Genomic DNA, 13,649 nt, shown 5'->3' with positions numbered 1-13,649 from the left:
GTGCACCCCCTCACCCGCAACGATCCCCGCCGGATCGGCCCCTACCGCCTGTACGGACGACTCGGCAGCGGCGGGATGGGCACAGTGTACGCGGCGTACGCGGCGTACGCAGCGTACACAGCGCGCAACCCCCAGGACACCTTGCTCGCCATAAAGGTGGTTCACGACGAGCACAGCAGTGACCGGGACTTCCAGACACGCTTCGTACGCGAGGTCGACCTGATCCGCGACATTCAGGGCCCCCACCTCGCACGGTTCCACGACGCCGACACCGCCGCGGCGCGGCCGTGGCTGGCCACCGAGCTCGTCCCCGGGCACACCCTGGGCACCTATGTCCGACGGCACGGTCCGCTGGCCGGGGGGCGTCTCTTCGCCTTCGCCGCGGCCACGGCCGCGGCGCTGCACACGATCCACGAACACGCCGTCATCCACCGGGACCTCAAGCCGGGAAACGTCATCCTCGCTGAACACGGGCCGGTGCTGCTGGACTTCGGAATCGCCCGAGCCACCGAGCAGACCGCACTGACCCGCACGGGGGTGGTCCTGGGAACGCCGGGCTGGATCAGCCCGGAGCAGTACGCGGGACGCGCCGCGGACGCCCCCGCCGACCTGTTCGCCTGGGGCAGTCTGGTCGCCTTCGCCGCCAGCGGTCGGCCCCCGTTTGGTGAGGCCGGGGCGGCGCTGATGGCCCCGGACGCCCACGCGTCCACAGCGGATCTCAGCGCGTTACCGCCTGCGTTGCGCCCGGTGGTCACGGCCGCCCTGGCGCGGGACCCCGAGCAGCGGCCCGACGCCCGGCAGGCCCTCCGGGCCGTACACGGTGCCTGGCAGGGTACCGACAGCCCTGACGACGGCAGCGCGGCGACGGCCGCACTCCTCGCCGCGCACTGGCCCGGCGTGGAGGTGCCGCCCGTCCCAGCCGCGCCGCGGCGTGGCCGCGCTGTGCTCACGGTGACCGGGACAGCGTTGGTGTCCGTGACCGCGGCCACGGTGCTGACGCTCACGCTGCTCTCCCCGGACAGCGCCGAGGAGAGCGAAGCCGACGCCGGGACGGCTCCCGGCACCACTCCAGATCCCGGGCAGCTCCCCGAGCCGGAGGAGGAGCCGCACGCCTACGCCGGGGACTGGCCTGGCGATCTCGCTGTGGACACCGCGGAGAACGACGGCTGGCGGGCCCGGGCCGAGCTTCGGGACGTGGACGCGCAGACGGCCGCGTTGTTTCCCGAACGCGATCTCGGCACCGAGTACGCCTACTTCGAGCACAGCGACGGCTCGGGGCAGCGGGCCGCCGTTGCGGTATTCGACATGATGTCCACCTCGAACGGGGTGGAGTCCAACGCCTATGTACTCCCCACCAGCACGGTCCCGGTAACCGGCGAGATGCTCGTGGTGAACCACGGGGAGCAGCGCCACACCTCGGGGCGGGTTGAGGAGTCCGCAGTCCCCGACCGGGCGGTGCGGTTCAGCGGGGCCTACACGATCCCTTCGCGCGACGCGACGCTCCTCACCTTCGAGGGTCCTGAGTACCATCAGGACGGGCTCGGTGCCCCACCCGTGAGTGTGTGCGCCACCCCGGGCGAACGGATTCCCACCGACGACTGGTGGACCGTGGACTACGGTCCCGGGGAGGGCTTCTCGCTGGATTACACCGACTGCACCTGAGCAGCCGGCCCCTGCCTTCGGGACGATCCTGCGGTTTGGTTGGATGGCGGGAACGGTCCCGGCTCTCCCGGATGTCCACCAACGACCGGCCGGCGCCGACCACCGCACAGCCACCGACCCCGAGCCACACGTTCACCTGGGGGACTCCGTGACCACGACACAGCGCACAAACTGGGCGGGGAACGTCACCTACCGCCCCGGGGCCCTGCACCGGCCGAGAACGATCGCGCAGGTGCAGGAACTGGTGGCAGCCAGCGAGGCAATCCGCCCGGTGGGCACCGGGCACTCGTTCAACGACATCGCCGACGGGCGTGCCGCGCAGCTGTCCCTGGACGCGCTGGAGCAACCGACCCTGGTGGACCGCGAGTCCACCACCGTCACCGTGGGGGCGGGGCTGCGCTATGCCCAGCTGACCGCAGACCTGGACGCGGCCGGGCTCGCGCTGCACAATCTGGGCTCGCTGCCGCACATCTCGGTGGCCGGTGCCTGCGCCACGGGCACGCACGGTTCCGGGGACGCCAACGGAAACCTTGCGACCGCGGTATCCGCCATCGACCTGGTCACCGCGGACGGGCAGCTACGGACGCTGCGGCGGGACCGGGACAGCGACCGGTTCCCCGGGGTCGTGGTCGGGCTGGGCGCCCTCGGGGTCGTCGTCCGGCTCACGCTGGACGTCGTACCGACGTTCGGGGTTCGGCAGTGGGTGTATTCCGGGCTGTCCTGGTCGGCGCTGCACGCGCATCTCGACGAGATCTTCGCGAGCGGCTACAGCGTGAGTGTGTTCACCCGCTGGCACTCCGCGGAGGCGGGAACGGTGTGGATCAAACGCCGGGAACACGACCCCCGCCCCGACGGTGACCTCTTCGGGGCCCGCCCGTCCGGCCCCAGCCACCCGGTTCCGGGTATGCCACCGGAGAACTGCACACTCCAGGACGGCATCGCCGGTGCCTGGCACGAGCGTCTCCCCCACTTCCGCGCGGAGTTCCTGCCCAGCAGTGGGCAGGAACTCCAGTCGGAGTACCTGGTTCCGCGGGAGCACGCCTCCGCCGCGCTGACGGCGCTGTTCGCGCTGCGGGAGCAGATCGCTCCGCTGCTCCAGGTCTGCGAGCTGAGGACGGTGGCGCAGGACGACCTGTGGCTCAGCCCCAGCTACGGCCGTGACGTTCTCGGGATCCACTTCACCTGGATCGATGATGAGGCCGCGGTGCTTCGGGTGCTGCGGGAGGTGGAGGCCGCGCTCGCCCCGTTCTCGCCACGGCCGCACTGGGGCAAGCTCTTCGTTACCCCGCCGGAGCAGGTGCGTGCCGCCTACCCGCGGTTCGAGGACTTCGCCGCGCTGGTCCGGGAACTGGACCCACGTCAGACCTTCGGCAACGCCTTCCTGGATCGGCTGTTGCACTGACCGTGTTCTACTCCCGTGTCCAGTTGTGCGCTTGACCCGGGGGGCCACAACGGCAACTGTGGGGCAGGTGAGTAATCTCGACTCCGCACCGGCCGAGGTCACCTGTGTCAACAGCGAGAGGCACTCGTCCGCCGACGTTCGACTCCTTACCGCCCGCGAGGTCCCGCTGGGTGGTCCCCGTGGGATGACTGTGCACCGCACGCTGCCCCAACGTGCCCAGTCCCTGATTGGCGCGTGGTGCTTCGTGGACCACTACGGCCCCGACGATGTCTCCCGCAGTGGCGGCATGCGGGTTCCCGGTCACCCACACACCGGATTGCAGACCGTGTCCTGGCTGTTCGCCGGGGAGGTGGAGCACCGTGACACCACGGGTGGTCATGCCGTCATCGGCCCGGGAGAACTGAGCCTGATGACGGCCGGTGCGGGCATTGCGCACTCCGAGTACTCGGTGGGTTCCGCGCCGATACTGCACGGGGTGCAGTTGTGGGTGGCGCTGCCGGAACGGACCCGGTTCGGCGCGCCCCGCTTCGATCACCACGTGCCTGTGGCCGTGTCCCACGGGGCTGCCGAGCTTCGGGTGTTCCTGGGCACGCTGGCCGGGCAGGTGTCGCCGGTGTCGACACACACACCGTTGCTTGGTGCGGAGGTCCTCCTGCCCGCCGGGCAGCGGCTGGTCCTCGATGCCGATCCCGGTTTCGAGTACGGCGTGCTCGTGGACCGGGGCGAGGTCACGCTCGGCGGGGTGGCGGCCGCGGAGCGGCAGCTGCTGTGTCAGGACCCCGGGGCGAAGGCCCTGGAGCTCTGTGCGCCGCGGGTGGACACTCGCTTCCTGCTGCTGGGTGGGGAACCGCTCGGCGAGCAGATCGTGATGTGGTGGAACTTCGTCGGGCGTAGCCATGCGGAGATCGTGACCTACCGCGAACGGTGGGAGCAGGCGCGCGTTCGGGGTGGAAGCACCGCGCGGGATACGGCGGACTTCGGGGTGTTTCCGCGGTCCTGGGAACAGACGCTGCCGGCACCACAACTGCCGCAGGGGCGGCTCCGACCGCGGGGGTGAGGCGCGGGTGGCTTCGGGGCGCCCGCGGGCAGCCGGTCCCAATGCGGAATTGGGCCACTGCATAGCTCGCTGTGACGGCCGCCCCGCGGCCCGCGGAGTCGACCCTGCCGGGGAGCCAGCCCGGTCCAGAGACGGCATCGCCGGACGCGTCGGGGTTCGGCGACGCGGTGTGGGTTGGTCACTCGGGCTGTTGTGAGGGCTCCGCGTCCTCGGCGCCGATGTCCTCGAACCACAGGTCGGGGTTGGCGGTGACGAAGTCGCTCATCAGTTGCACGCACGCGGGGTCGTCCAGCAGGACGATCTCCACGCCGTGGGCGGCGAGCCAGTGGTGGGCCCCGTGGAACGTGCGGGCTTCCCCGATCACCACACGGGGGATGCCGAACTGACGCACCAGCCCGCTGCAATACCAGCACGGGGCGAGGGTGGTGACCATGGTTGTACCAGCGTAGGTGCGCTGCCGGCCGGCGTTGCGAAACGCCGCGGTCTCGCCGTGGACGGAGGGGTCGTCGTCCTGGACACGGCGGTTGTGGCCGCGCCCGAGCACGGTACCGTCCGCGGCCACCAGCGCGGCCCCGATGGGGATTCCTCCGCTGTCGAGGCTGGCTTTGGCCTCGGCCAGGGCCACCTGGAGCCAGGGGCGGTACCGGGCGGTGCTCTCGGGGGTGGGCGCGACATCGGGCATACGGTCGGGGCTCCCTTCAGCGTGGCCGGGTGTGCGCGTCTGGATGCCACCGGACGGGCCGCCGACACCGGAGTAGGTCCCGCGGCCGCGGTCTCGGCGCTTCCTGGCCGTGGCTCCTGGTCCCAGCCAGGTTATGTGGTGATCCCGGCCACGGTCCGCCGGACTCGGCGGACCTGGGGCGTCGTCTAGGACGCCTGCCACACACCGGATTCGTGGGACGGGCTGTCGGGGCGGTGCCGCCGCTGTGCCCCCAGTGCCCGCCCGGGCTCCGCATACCGCGGCTTGTTGGCACCACAACCGGCATGTAAATATAGGCTTGCCTTAGTAAGTTAAGCCTTACCGAACACCTCGGTGGGGTGTCGATCGTCTGGAGTTGCCGTGTCCCCACGCTCCCTCGCTGTGTGCTCCCTCCTTCCCGTATCGGCGTTGGTGCTCGCCGGATGCTCGGCCGACGCCGCGGACGACAACGCAGACGGTGGAACGACCGAAACCGTGACCGTGCAGGCGGAGAACGGCGAGATCGAGGTGCCGCAGACGCCCGAAACCGTTGTCGTCTTCGACAACACCCAGCTGGACATCCTGGACGCACTCGATATCGAGGTTGCGGGCATCCCGTCCGCGGACGCCGTTCCCGCCTTCTTTTCCGACTATGCCGACAACGACGCGGTCGCGAACGTCGGATCCCTGTTCGACCCCGACTTCGAAGCCGTGGCCGAGCTCGACCCGGACCTGGTCATCAGCGGGGGCCGCAGCTCCGACGCCACCGGGGAACTCGCCGAGATCGCCCCCACGATCGACATGAGCACCGAGACCGGCAACACCCTGGGCAGTCTCGCCGACCGGGCACTGGCCTACGGCGAGATCTTCGACCGGACCGGGGAAGCCGAGCAACTCGTCACCGAGCTGGAGGAGCGCACCGCCGACCTCGGAGAACAGGTCGCCGAGGCCGGAGACGGCCTGGTCGTCATCACCAGCTCCGGGGAGATCAGCGCCTACGGACCCGGGTCACGCTACGGGTACTTCTACGACGATCTCGGGCTCGAACCCGCCGTCGAGGTCTCCAGCGAAGAGGCCAGCCACGGCGAGGTCCTGTCCTTCGAGGCCCTGGCCGAGGCCGACCCGGACTGGCTGTACGTCATCGACCGGGACACCGCCATCGGCGAGGACGGCGCTTCCCCGGCCGAGCAGGTTCTCGACAACGACCTGGTGGCCAGTACCACCGCCGCCCAGGAGGACCAGATCCTCTACCTGAACTCCGAAGAGGTGTACCTGGTCGGCGGCATCCAGGCCCACCTCAACACCCTGGACGACATCGACGCGGCCCTGTCCTGAACCGTGCCATCCCGAACCGCCCCCTCCCCGCCCGCCGCGGACAGCGCCACCACCCAGCCCGCGGCGGGCTCCCGCTACCTCCCGCTGGCTGTGGCGAGCCTCGGAGTGGCGGGGCTGTCGGTGCTCAGCCTGTTCGTGGGCGCCAGCGACATCTCCCCGCACCGCCTGCTGACGGACCCGGAGTCCCGCGAGCTGTTCCTCATCAGTCGGCTTCCCCGCACCCTAGCTCTGCTCCTCGCCGGGGCGGCCATGAGTGTGGCCGGTCTGATCATGCAGATGCTCACGCACAACCGCTTTGTGGAACCCGCCACCGCCGGCACCGTGCAGTCCGCCGCACTCGGCATTCTGCTTATGACTATCCTCGCGCCGGCCGCCCCCCTGTGGGTGCGGATGAGCGCCGCCTGCACAGCCGCCCTGCTCGGCACCGCACTGTTCCTGGGAATTCTCCAGCGTGTCGCCCTGAAGTCCTCGATGATCGTGCCGCTGGTCGGCATCATGCTCGGTGCCGTCATCAGCGCGGCCACCACCTTCATCGCCCTGCGCTTCGACCTACTGCAAACCCTGGGGACCTGGCAGTCCGGCGACTTCTCCGGGGTGATGCAGGGGCGGTACGAACACCTGTGGCTCGTCGGCCTGTTGGCCGCCGCTGCCTACGTCCTGGCCGACCGCCTCACGGCAGCCGGGCTGGGCCGCGATATCGCGGTCAATCTCGGGCTGAACTACCGCGCCGTGTTGGCCCTGGGCGTGGGGATCGTCGCAGCGATCAGCGGCGTCGTGGTCTCCGTGGTTGGTTCCCTGCCGTTTCTCGGGCTGATCGTGCCGAACCTGGTCAGCATGACGGTGGGCGATCATGTCCGGCACGGAGTTCCCTGGGTGTGCCTGCTGGGGGGTGGCGTCCTCGTACTCTGCGACATCGTCTCCCGGGTGGTCCGCGCCCCCTTCGAGATTCCCGTGGGTAGCGTCCTCGGGGTGGTGGGGGCGGCGGTGTTCCTGTTCCTCCTGCTGCGAAAGGGCACCCATGCCGGTCGTTAGCGGCACCGCACACCCGAACACGGCCCCCGACGTACCATCCCCGACCCCCGTCCGCCCCCGGAGCCGGCGACTGCCATCCCCGTGGGCGCGGATCGCGATCCTCGCCGTGGCCGCGGCGCTGTGCATTCTCGCCTACGTGACCTACGACATCACCGGGAACGTGTCATACGTCGTGGAGCGGCGCACGAGCGTGGTGGTGACCATGCTCGTGGTGGCCTTCTGCGGCGCGATCTCCACCGTGCTGTTCCACACCGTCACCGACAACCGCATCCTCACCCCCTCCATCATGGGTATGGAAGCGCTGTTCGTCCTGGTGCAGACCTGTCTGGTGTTCGTGTTCGGTATCGCCGGGCTGAACCTGCTGCCGCCGGTGGTGGCCTTCCTCGCCCAGACCGCGCTGATGGTGGTCTTCGCACTGCTGCTGTTCAACCGCCTGTTCACGGGCGGGGTTGGCAGCCTGCACCTGATGCTGCTGGTGGGGATCGTGTTCGGTGTCCTGTTCACCAGCCTCTCCCAACTCATGCAGCGGCTGCTGGACCCCAACGAGTTCACCGCCCTACAAACCCGGCTGTTCGCCCGCCTGACCCGCGCCGACGCGGAGCTGCTGCCCTGGGTGAGCGGCCTAGTGATCCTGATCGCGATCTACGCGTGGCGACGTCACCGCATGCTGGACGTGCTCGCCCTGGGGCGCGACACCGCTGTCAACCTGGGGGTGGACCACACCCGCACCGCGACACGCCTCCTCGTCGTGGTCACCCTGCTGGTAGCGATCTCGACCGCGCTGGTGGGCCCCATGACGTTCTTCGGTTTCGTGGCCGCAACGCTGGCGTACCAGATCGCCGGGCGGCACGAACATCGGTACGTACTCCCCGTCGCCTTCCTGGTGGGCCTGTGCACCCTGGTCGGTGGACAGTTCGTTCTGGAACACCTGCTGGGGCATGCCGGAACCCTCACCGTGGTCATCGAATTCGTCGGGGGCGCGCTGTTCCTGTACTTCCTGCTGCGAAAGGCGGCACGTTGATCGAACTGACCGAGCTCACCAAGGTGTACGGACGTCAGACCGTCCTCAACGGCGTCTCGCTACGGATCGAACGAGGAGGACTGACCTCCATCATCGGTCCAAACGGCGCGGGCAAGTCCACGATGCTGACCATCATCGGACGGCTCCTGCGTGCGGACGGGGGGCAGGTGACGGTGGACGGGCTGGATGTGGCCCGCGCCCCGGGACGGGTCATGGCCCAGCGGATGTCCATCCTGCGCCAGGAGAATCGGTTCACCACCCGGCTGACCGTACGGGACCTGGTGAGTTTCGGCCGCTATCCGCACTCCCAGGGCCATCTCACACCCACGGACCGGAGCCAGATCGAGGCGGCGCTGGGATTTCTGGATCTGGGGCCGCTGGCCGAGCGCTACCTCGACGAGCTCTCGGGGGGACAGCGCCAGCGCGCCTACGTGGCCATGGTGCTGTGTCAGGACACCGAGTACGTGCTGTTGGACGAGCCGCTGAACAACCTGGATATGAAGCACGCGGTGGCGATGATGCGCCAGATCCGCCGCGCCGCGGACACGCTCGGTAAGACCGTCGTCCTCGTTGTACACGACATCAACTTCGCCTCGGCCTACTCCGACCGGATCATCGCGATGCGGGACGGGGAGATCGCCCATGCGGGTCCTCCCGAGGCGATCATGACCCCAGAGATCCTCCGGGACGTGTTCGACCTGGACGTGCAGGTCACCGAAATTGGGGGGTCCCGCATCGGCGTGTACTACTGAGCTTGGGGGCAGCGGGCCAGGTGGGGATTGTCCGTGCCCCGATGTTTCCCCCGAGGTGCGTCGGTCGTGTCCGGGGACGGACCGGACACGACCGACGCACCGGTCACCCGCCGCGGGCGTGCATTCGCTGGCTGCGGCGGGACATCGCATCCAGGACCACAGCGATGAGTAGCACCACCGCGGTGATCATGAACCGGACGGAGGCGTCCATCTGGAGCAGAAGCAGCCCGGCGGTGATGGACTGGATCACCAGCATCCCCAACAGCGCCGAGTAGGAGCTACCGCGGCCACCGAACAGGCTGGTTCCCCCGATCACCGCGGCGGCGATCGCGAACATCAGCACCTCGTCGCCACCGGTTGCCTGACTGACCCCGTCCGCGCGGGACACCAGCATGATGCCGCCGATGGAGGCGAGCATCGAGGACAGGGTGAACACCGAGATTCGTACCAGGTCCACGTTGATCCCGGCGCGGCGCGCGGCTTCGGCGTTCCCTCCCACCGCGAAGACCATGCGTCCGTACCGGGTCTTGCGCAGCACCAGGTCGAAGGCCACGACGAAGCCCACGAAGATCAGGAAGGCCAGCGGGACTCCGCTCCAGGCGTTGAGGATTGCCACGCCGCCGAGGACGGGGGCCGCGAGTAGTGCCCAGCGCAGCAGCACCTCGGCCGTGGAGCGGGTGGGCAGGCCGGCGTTGGCACGACGGCGGGCGCCAACCATCTGGGCGACCAAATAGATCCCCAGGATCGCCAGTGCGACGCTCCAGCCGATCCAGGGAGCAAAGAAGGTCTTGGTGAGTGCGGCGATGGTGCCGTCCCGGGGAACGTTGATGGTCCCCTGGTCCCCCAGGACGAACAGGTGCGCACCCTTCCAGCCGAGCAAGCCGGCCAGGGTGACGACGAAGGCCGGCACACCCACCTTGGCGAATATCGTTCCGTGCAGCGCGCCGATCGCGGCCCCCGCCAGAACCACCAGGGCGATCGCCACGATCTCGGGCAGGCCGTGGTTGACCGCCAGAACCGCCAGGAGTGCCCCGGCGACCCCGGAGACCGATCCGATGGAGAGGTCGATCTCCCCGATCAGCAGCACCATGATCACACCGCAGGACAACAGTCCGTAGGCGACCAGCTGCACCGACATGTTGGACAGGTTCTGCGGGGTGAGGAAGTTGCTGTTCAGGCTCTGGAAAACGACGGCGATCAGTACCAGACCGACGATGACCGGCATCGCCCCCAGCTCACCGCCACGCAGGCGGGTGCGCAGGTGCCCCACAGCGGTGCCCAGCAGACTGGTTGGGGGCCGGGACTGTGCGGATGTCTCGTCCTGGGTGGCCTGTGGCCTCAGTTGGGTCATCGCGCATCCTCCGATCCGGAAGCGGCCACGGCGCCCGTGATCGCGGCCACGATCTCCTCGTGACTGGTCTCCGAAATGGTGAAGTCCCCGGCGTTACGGCCGAGGCGCAGGACCGCGGCCCGGTCGGCCACGGCCCGCACATCGGCCATGTTGTGGCTGATCAGCACTACTCCGAGGCCCTGGTCCCGCAGCCGTTCGATGAGGTCCAGCACCTGGGCGGTCTGGGCCACACCCAGGGCCGCGGTCGGCTCGTCGAGCAGTACCACCCGAGGTTCGCCCAGCAGCGACCGGGCGATCGCCACGATCTGGCGCTGCCCGCCGGACAGGGAGGCCACCGGCACCCGTAGGTTCGGCATGTTGTTGACGGACAGCGAGTCCAACAACGCCCGGGCCCGGCTCTCCATCTCCAGCTCGTCCAGAGTTCCGCCTCGGGTGCGCTCGGTACCGAGGTAGAGATTCGCGACGATGTCGAGGTTGTCGCACAGGGCCAGGTCCTGGTAGATCGTCGCGATTCCCAGGCTCTGGGCATCGTGGGGACGCTGGATCCGTACCGGGTTTCCCTCCCACCGGATCAGGCCGGAATCGGCCGGGTTCACCCCGGAGATGGCCTTGACCAGGGTGGACTTTCCGGCCCCGTTGTCGCCCAGGAGAGCGACCACCTCACCGGGGCCGACTTGGAGGTCCACGTCGTCCAGGGCGCGCACCGCCCCGAAACTCTTGGACATCGCGGTGATGTCCAGGATGGGTTCCGTCATGTGTGGTCACCTTTGTGGTCTGTCTGGCATCCGCACGGCCGGGCCGGGGCACGGCCCCGGCCCGGTTCTGGCGGCGGACTACTCGAGTTCGTCGGCGTGCTCCTCGCAGAAGTCCGTGTCGCTGTAGGCATCGGTGCAGATGTCCTCGACACTGTGGAAATCGTCGGCGAGGACGGTTTCCTCGATGTTGTCCTCGGTCAGTGCGATCGGCTCCAGCAGCGTGGACTCCACCTCGTTGCCCTCGGCGTCGGTCACCGTGGTGGACTCGGCAACGTCGTACTCGTCGATGTCCTCCCCGGTGGCCAGGGCAATCGATACCTCGGCGGCGACGCGGGCCTGGTCGGCGATCGCCTTGTAAACAGACATGTACTGCTCGCCGGCCACGATGCGCTGCACCGCGGAAAGTTCGGCGTCCTGTCCGGTCACGGGCGGGATCTCGTCGACGCCGGTTCCCTGCCAGGCCGCGATGATGCCACCGGCCATGCCATCGTTACCGGAGTACACACCGACGATGTCCTCGGCGCCGATCTGGGTGATCGACTGCTCCATCTGGCTCTGGGCCTCGTCCGGGGACCACTCCGGCGTGTCGTAGCTGGCCCCGATCTCCACGTTCTCCTCAAGGACGGGGTCCGCACCCGCCTTGAGCGCGTCGACGTTGGGGTCGGTGGGCGAACCGTGGATCACCACGACCTCACCCTCGTCGATCGTTCCCTCGTCCTCCAACGCCTCCACCAGGGATTCGGCCTGAACCTCACCCACCCGTTCGTTCTGGAAGGAGACGTAGTGGTCGGCGCCGCCTTCGGCAAGCCGGTCGTAGGCGACCACGGGTACGCCCTGCTCGTGCGCCTGGTTCACCATGCTTCCGGCGCCTTCAGCATCGACCGCGCCGAGGGCGATGACGTCCACACCCTCGGTCAGCATCGCGTCCACCTGGGACTGCTGCTGGTCGGTGTCCTCGTTGGCGTTCTGGTAGTTGACCTCGCAGTTGGGGCACACCTCCGCGACGGCTTCCTCGAAGTTGGGCCGGTCGTGTGCTTCGTACCGCGTGGTCTGGGACTCGGGGAGCAACAGCCCCACCGTGAAGCCCTCCTCGATGGAGGCGTCGCCCTGGGTTCCTTCGGGGCCATCGGTGGTGGCCGCGTCGCAGGCGGTTGCCGTGAGTGCCAGCGCCGCCGCGGCGGCGGCTGTGCGCCAGGGGATTGTGCGGGTCACTGAGATTGCACGCACCGTGTGTCCTCCAAGCTGCGGGTGTGGGTAGCGGATCTCCAGGTCAGTTGTGGTCTGACCCACGTGATCGTGCCGGAAGTCAAGTTCACCGAACCGTTGACGTCAAGGATTGAACAGATAACCAATGAGTTACATCTCATTCATTCAATACTTAAACACATTGGATCCACCGCACAGCTGGGATTCCCGCTGATACTCAGCTCAGGCCAGCGCGTACTGGACCGCACCGCGTAGCGCGGCCTGGTCCGCGAGCTGTCCAGGAACGACCACGGCTCGGTTCAGCGCGCTGGGCAGGGCTTCCAAGTCCACAGCCCGACGCAGGGGCTCCAGCACCAACTCCCCGCCGCGCGCCAGGGCCCCACCGACGACAACGCGGTCCGGGTTGAACACGTTCACCAGCACCGCCACGCCGCGACCCACGGCATACCCCGCCTCGGCCAGCACACGGGTGCAGCCGGGATCCTCCTGCTGGGCCGCACGAACGATGTCGTGCAGCGTGGCCGGTGCCGTGGTGTCAGCGTCGGTGGTGGGTCGGGGCACCATGGCCAACAGGTACGGCGCACCGGCGAGGGTCTCCAAACAGCCACGGTTGCCACAGCGGCACACCTGGCCCCGCTCATCCAGGGTGACGTGCCCGATCTCGCCCGCTGTTCCGGCAACCCCGGTAACCAGACGCCCGTCCAGCACGATTCCCGCACCCACTCCGTGCGACAGGTGTACGTACACCATCGCGCGACTGTCGCGTGCCGCCCCCTGCCCCTGTTCGGCCACCGCGGCCAGGTTCGCCTCGTTCTCCGCCACCATCGTGATGCCCAGCCGTGTGGCGAGTTCCGCCGCAGGACGGGTGCCCGACCAGCGAGGCAACACCGTCGTGGCACCGACCTCTCCGGTATCCGGGTCGATCGGCCCGGGAAAGGCGATCGTGCCCCGGGTCACCATGCCCCGGTCCACTCGGGCCTGCCCCATCGCGGTCTCGGCCAGCCAGGCGGCGCGCCGGAGCCCGCGCTCGGGCTCCCCCGCGAGGTCGTAGGGGATTCGTTCCTGGGCGAGGATCCGCTGGTCATGGTCGGCGACCAGGACCGCGAGCTGGTCCACACCAAACTCCAGGGCCACGACCATGCCCGGTTCCCGCAGCAGCGACACGGCGCGAGCCCGCCGTCCGGTGGCGCTGGTCGCCCGCACACCCACTGTTCCCGCAGCACGCAGATCCCGAACCACATTGGACACCGTGGCCGGGGACAGGCCGGTGTTGCGGGCAATCTCGGCCTGGGTGAGTGTCCCGCTGGAGCGCAACAGCTGCACCACCCGCTCCCGATTGGCCTGACGTAGCGACGTCTGGGACCCCGGGGGTCGGGGAACCTCGGTACTCACGATCG

12 protein-coding genes are annotated in these 13,649 nt (G+C 68.9%); 7 read left to right on the top strand and 5 right to left on the bottom strand.

All coding sequences use genetic code 11. From position 1 onward, the window contains the following. The 3 genes from RIF23_RS12100 to RIF23_RS12090 all read left to right on the top strand — a co-directional run bounded on the left by RIF23_RS12100 (nucleotide 1) and on the right by RIF23_RS12090 (nucleotide 4,121). Nucleotides 1-1,662 (top strand): protein kinase domain-containing protein, encoded by a 1,662-nt coding sequence (locus tag RIF23_RS12100; RefSeq protein WP_310912598.1) that lies wholly within the window; start codon nucleotides 1-3, stop codon nucleotides 1,660-1,662. A 148-nt stretch (nucleotides 1,663-1,810) separates the two neighbouring features. Next, on the top strand, nucleotides 1,811-3,064 hold the full coding sequence (locus tag RIF23_RS12095; protein WP_310912597.1) for a D-arabinono-1,4-lactone oxidase: 1,254 nt from the start codon (nucleotides 1,811-1,813) through the stop codon (nucleotides 3,062-3,064). Between the two features lie 67 nt (nucleotides 3,065-3,131). Continuing rightward, on the top strand, nucleotides 3,132-4,121 hold the full coding sequence (locus tag RIF23_RS12090) for a pirin family protein (protein ID WP_310912596.1): 990 nt from the start codon (nucleotides 3,132-3,134) through the stop codon (nucleotides 4,119-4,121). Nucleotides 4,122-4,299: 178 nt separating this feature from the next. Here RIF23_RS12090 and RIF23_RS12085 read toward each other — a convergent pair whose 3' ends face one another. After that, nucleotides 4,300-4,803 carry a nucleoside deaminase gene (locus RIF23_RS12085; RefSeq protein ID WP_310912595.1) on the bottom strand — a complete coding sequence of 168 codons (504 nt, stop codon included), beginning with the start codon at nucleotides 4,801-4,803 and terminating at the stop codon, nucleotides 4,300-4,302. A 378-nt stretch (nucleotides 4,804-5,181) separates the two neighbouring features. Between RIF23_RS12085 and RIF23_RS12080 the strand changes: the two genes are divergently transcribed. Genes RIF23_RS12080 through RIF23_RS12065 form a run of 4 tightly spaced genes read left to right on the top strand, consistent with a single transcriptional unit; the run spans nucleotide 5,182 to nucleotide 8,940 of the window. Further along, nucleotides 5,182-6,135 (top strand): siderophore ABC transporter substrate-binding protein, encoded by a 954-nt coding sequence (locus RIF23_RS12080; RefSeq protein WP_310912594.1) that lies wholly within the window; start codon nucleotides 5,182-5,184, stop codon nucleotides 6,133-6,135. Nucleotides 6,136-6,138: 3 nt separating this feature from the next. Then, nucleotides 6,139-7,167 (top strand): ABC transporter permease, encoded by a 1,029-nt coding sequence (locus RIF23_RS12075; RefSeq protein ID WP_310912593.1) that lies wholly within the window; start codon nucleotides 6,139-6,141, stop codon nucleotides 7,165-7,167. After that, nucleotides 7,154-8,188 (top strand): iron chelate uptake ABC transporter family permease subunit, encoded by a 1,035-nt coding sequence (locus RIF23_RS12070; protein WP_310912592.1) that lies wholly within the window; start codon nucleotides 7,154-7,156, stop codon nucleotides 8,186-8,188. Before RIF23_RS12075 ends, RIF23_RS12070 begins: the two co-directional genes overlap by 14 nt. Continuing rightward, entirely contained in the window at nucleotides 8,185-8,940 is a 756-nt protein-coding gene (locus RIF23_RS12065) for an iron ABC transporter ATP-binding protein (RefSeq protein ID WP_310912591.1), read from the top strand. Before RIF23_RS12070 ends, RIF23_RS12065 begins: the two co-directional genes overlap by 4 nt. A 103-nt stretch (nucleotides 8,941-9,043) precedes the next feature. On the opposite strand, the gene RIF23_RS12060 is transcribed toward RIF23_RS12065, so the two are convergent. The 4 genes from RIF23_RS12060 to RIF23_RS12045 all read right to left on the bottom strand — a co-directional run bounded on the left by RIF23_RS12060 (nucleotide 9,044) and on the right by RIF23_RS12045 (nucleotide 13,644). Further along, complete coding sequence (locus RIF23_RS12060) at nucleotides 9,044-10,291, bottom strand: sugar ABC transporter permease (RefSeq protein ID WP_310912590.1); 1,248 nt, start codon at nucleotides 10,289-10,291, stop codon at nucleotides 9,044-9,046. Then, nucleotides 10,288-11,046 (bottom strand): ATP-binding cassette domain-containing protein, encoded by a 759-nt coding sequence (locus RIF23_RS12055; protein WP_310912589.1) that lies wholly within the window; start codon nucleotides 11,044-11,046, stop codon nucleotides 10,288-10,290. Before RIF23_RS12055 ends, RIF23_RS12060 begins: the two co-directional genes overlap by 4 nt. 78 nt (nucleotides 11,047-11,124) lie before the next feature. Beyond that, the gene (locus RIF23_RS12050) at nucleotides 11,125-12,264 is read right to left on the bottom strand and encodes a substrate-binding domain-containing protein (RefSeq protein WP_407659463.1); all 1,140 of its coding nucleotides are present in this window, start codon (nucleotides 12,262-12,264) and stop codon (nucleotides 11,125-11,127) included. A gap of 210 nt (nucleotides 12,265-12,474) precedes the next feature. After that, nucleotides 12,475-13,644 (bottom strand): ROK family transcriptional regulator, encoded by a 1,170-nt coding sequence (locus RIF23_RS12045; protein ID WP_310912587.1) that lies wholly within the window; start codon nucleotides 13,642-13,644, stop codon nucleotides 12,475-12,477. Between the last annotated feature and the right edge of the window lie 5 nt (nucleotides 13,645-13,649).

Source organism: Lipingzhangella rawalii, from assembly GCF_031628175.1.
Lineage (GTDB): Bacteria > Actinomycetota > Actinomycetes > Streptosporangiales > Streptosporangiaceae > Lipingzhangella_A > Lipingzhangella_A rawalii.
This window is presented reverse-complemented; position numbering and strand designations above follow the sequence as displayed.

Excerpts from the sequence above, each read along its gene's own strand:
- RIF23_RS12085 (WP_310912595.1), bottom strand. The coding sequence starts at position 4,803 with ATGCCCGATGTCGCGCCCACCCCCGAGAGCACCGCCCGGTACCGCCCC.
- RIF23_RS12070 (WP_310912592.1), top strand. The coding sequence starts at position 7,154 with ATGCCGGTCGTTAGCGGCACCGCACACCCGAACACGGCCCCCGACGTA.
- RIF23_RS12060 (WP_310912590.1), bottom strand. The coding sequence starts at position 10,291 with ATGACCCAACTGAGGCCACAGGCCACCCAGGACGAGACATCCGCACAG.
- RIF23_RS12055 (WP_310912589.1), bottom strand. The coding sequence starts at position 11,046 with ATGACGGAACCCATCCTGGACATCACCGCGATGTCCAAGAGTTTCGGG.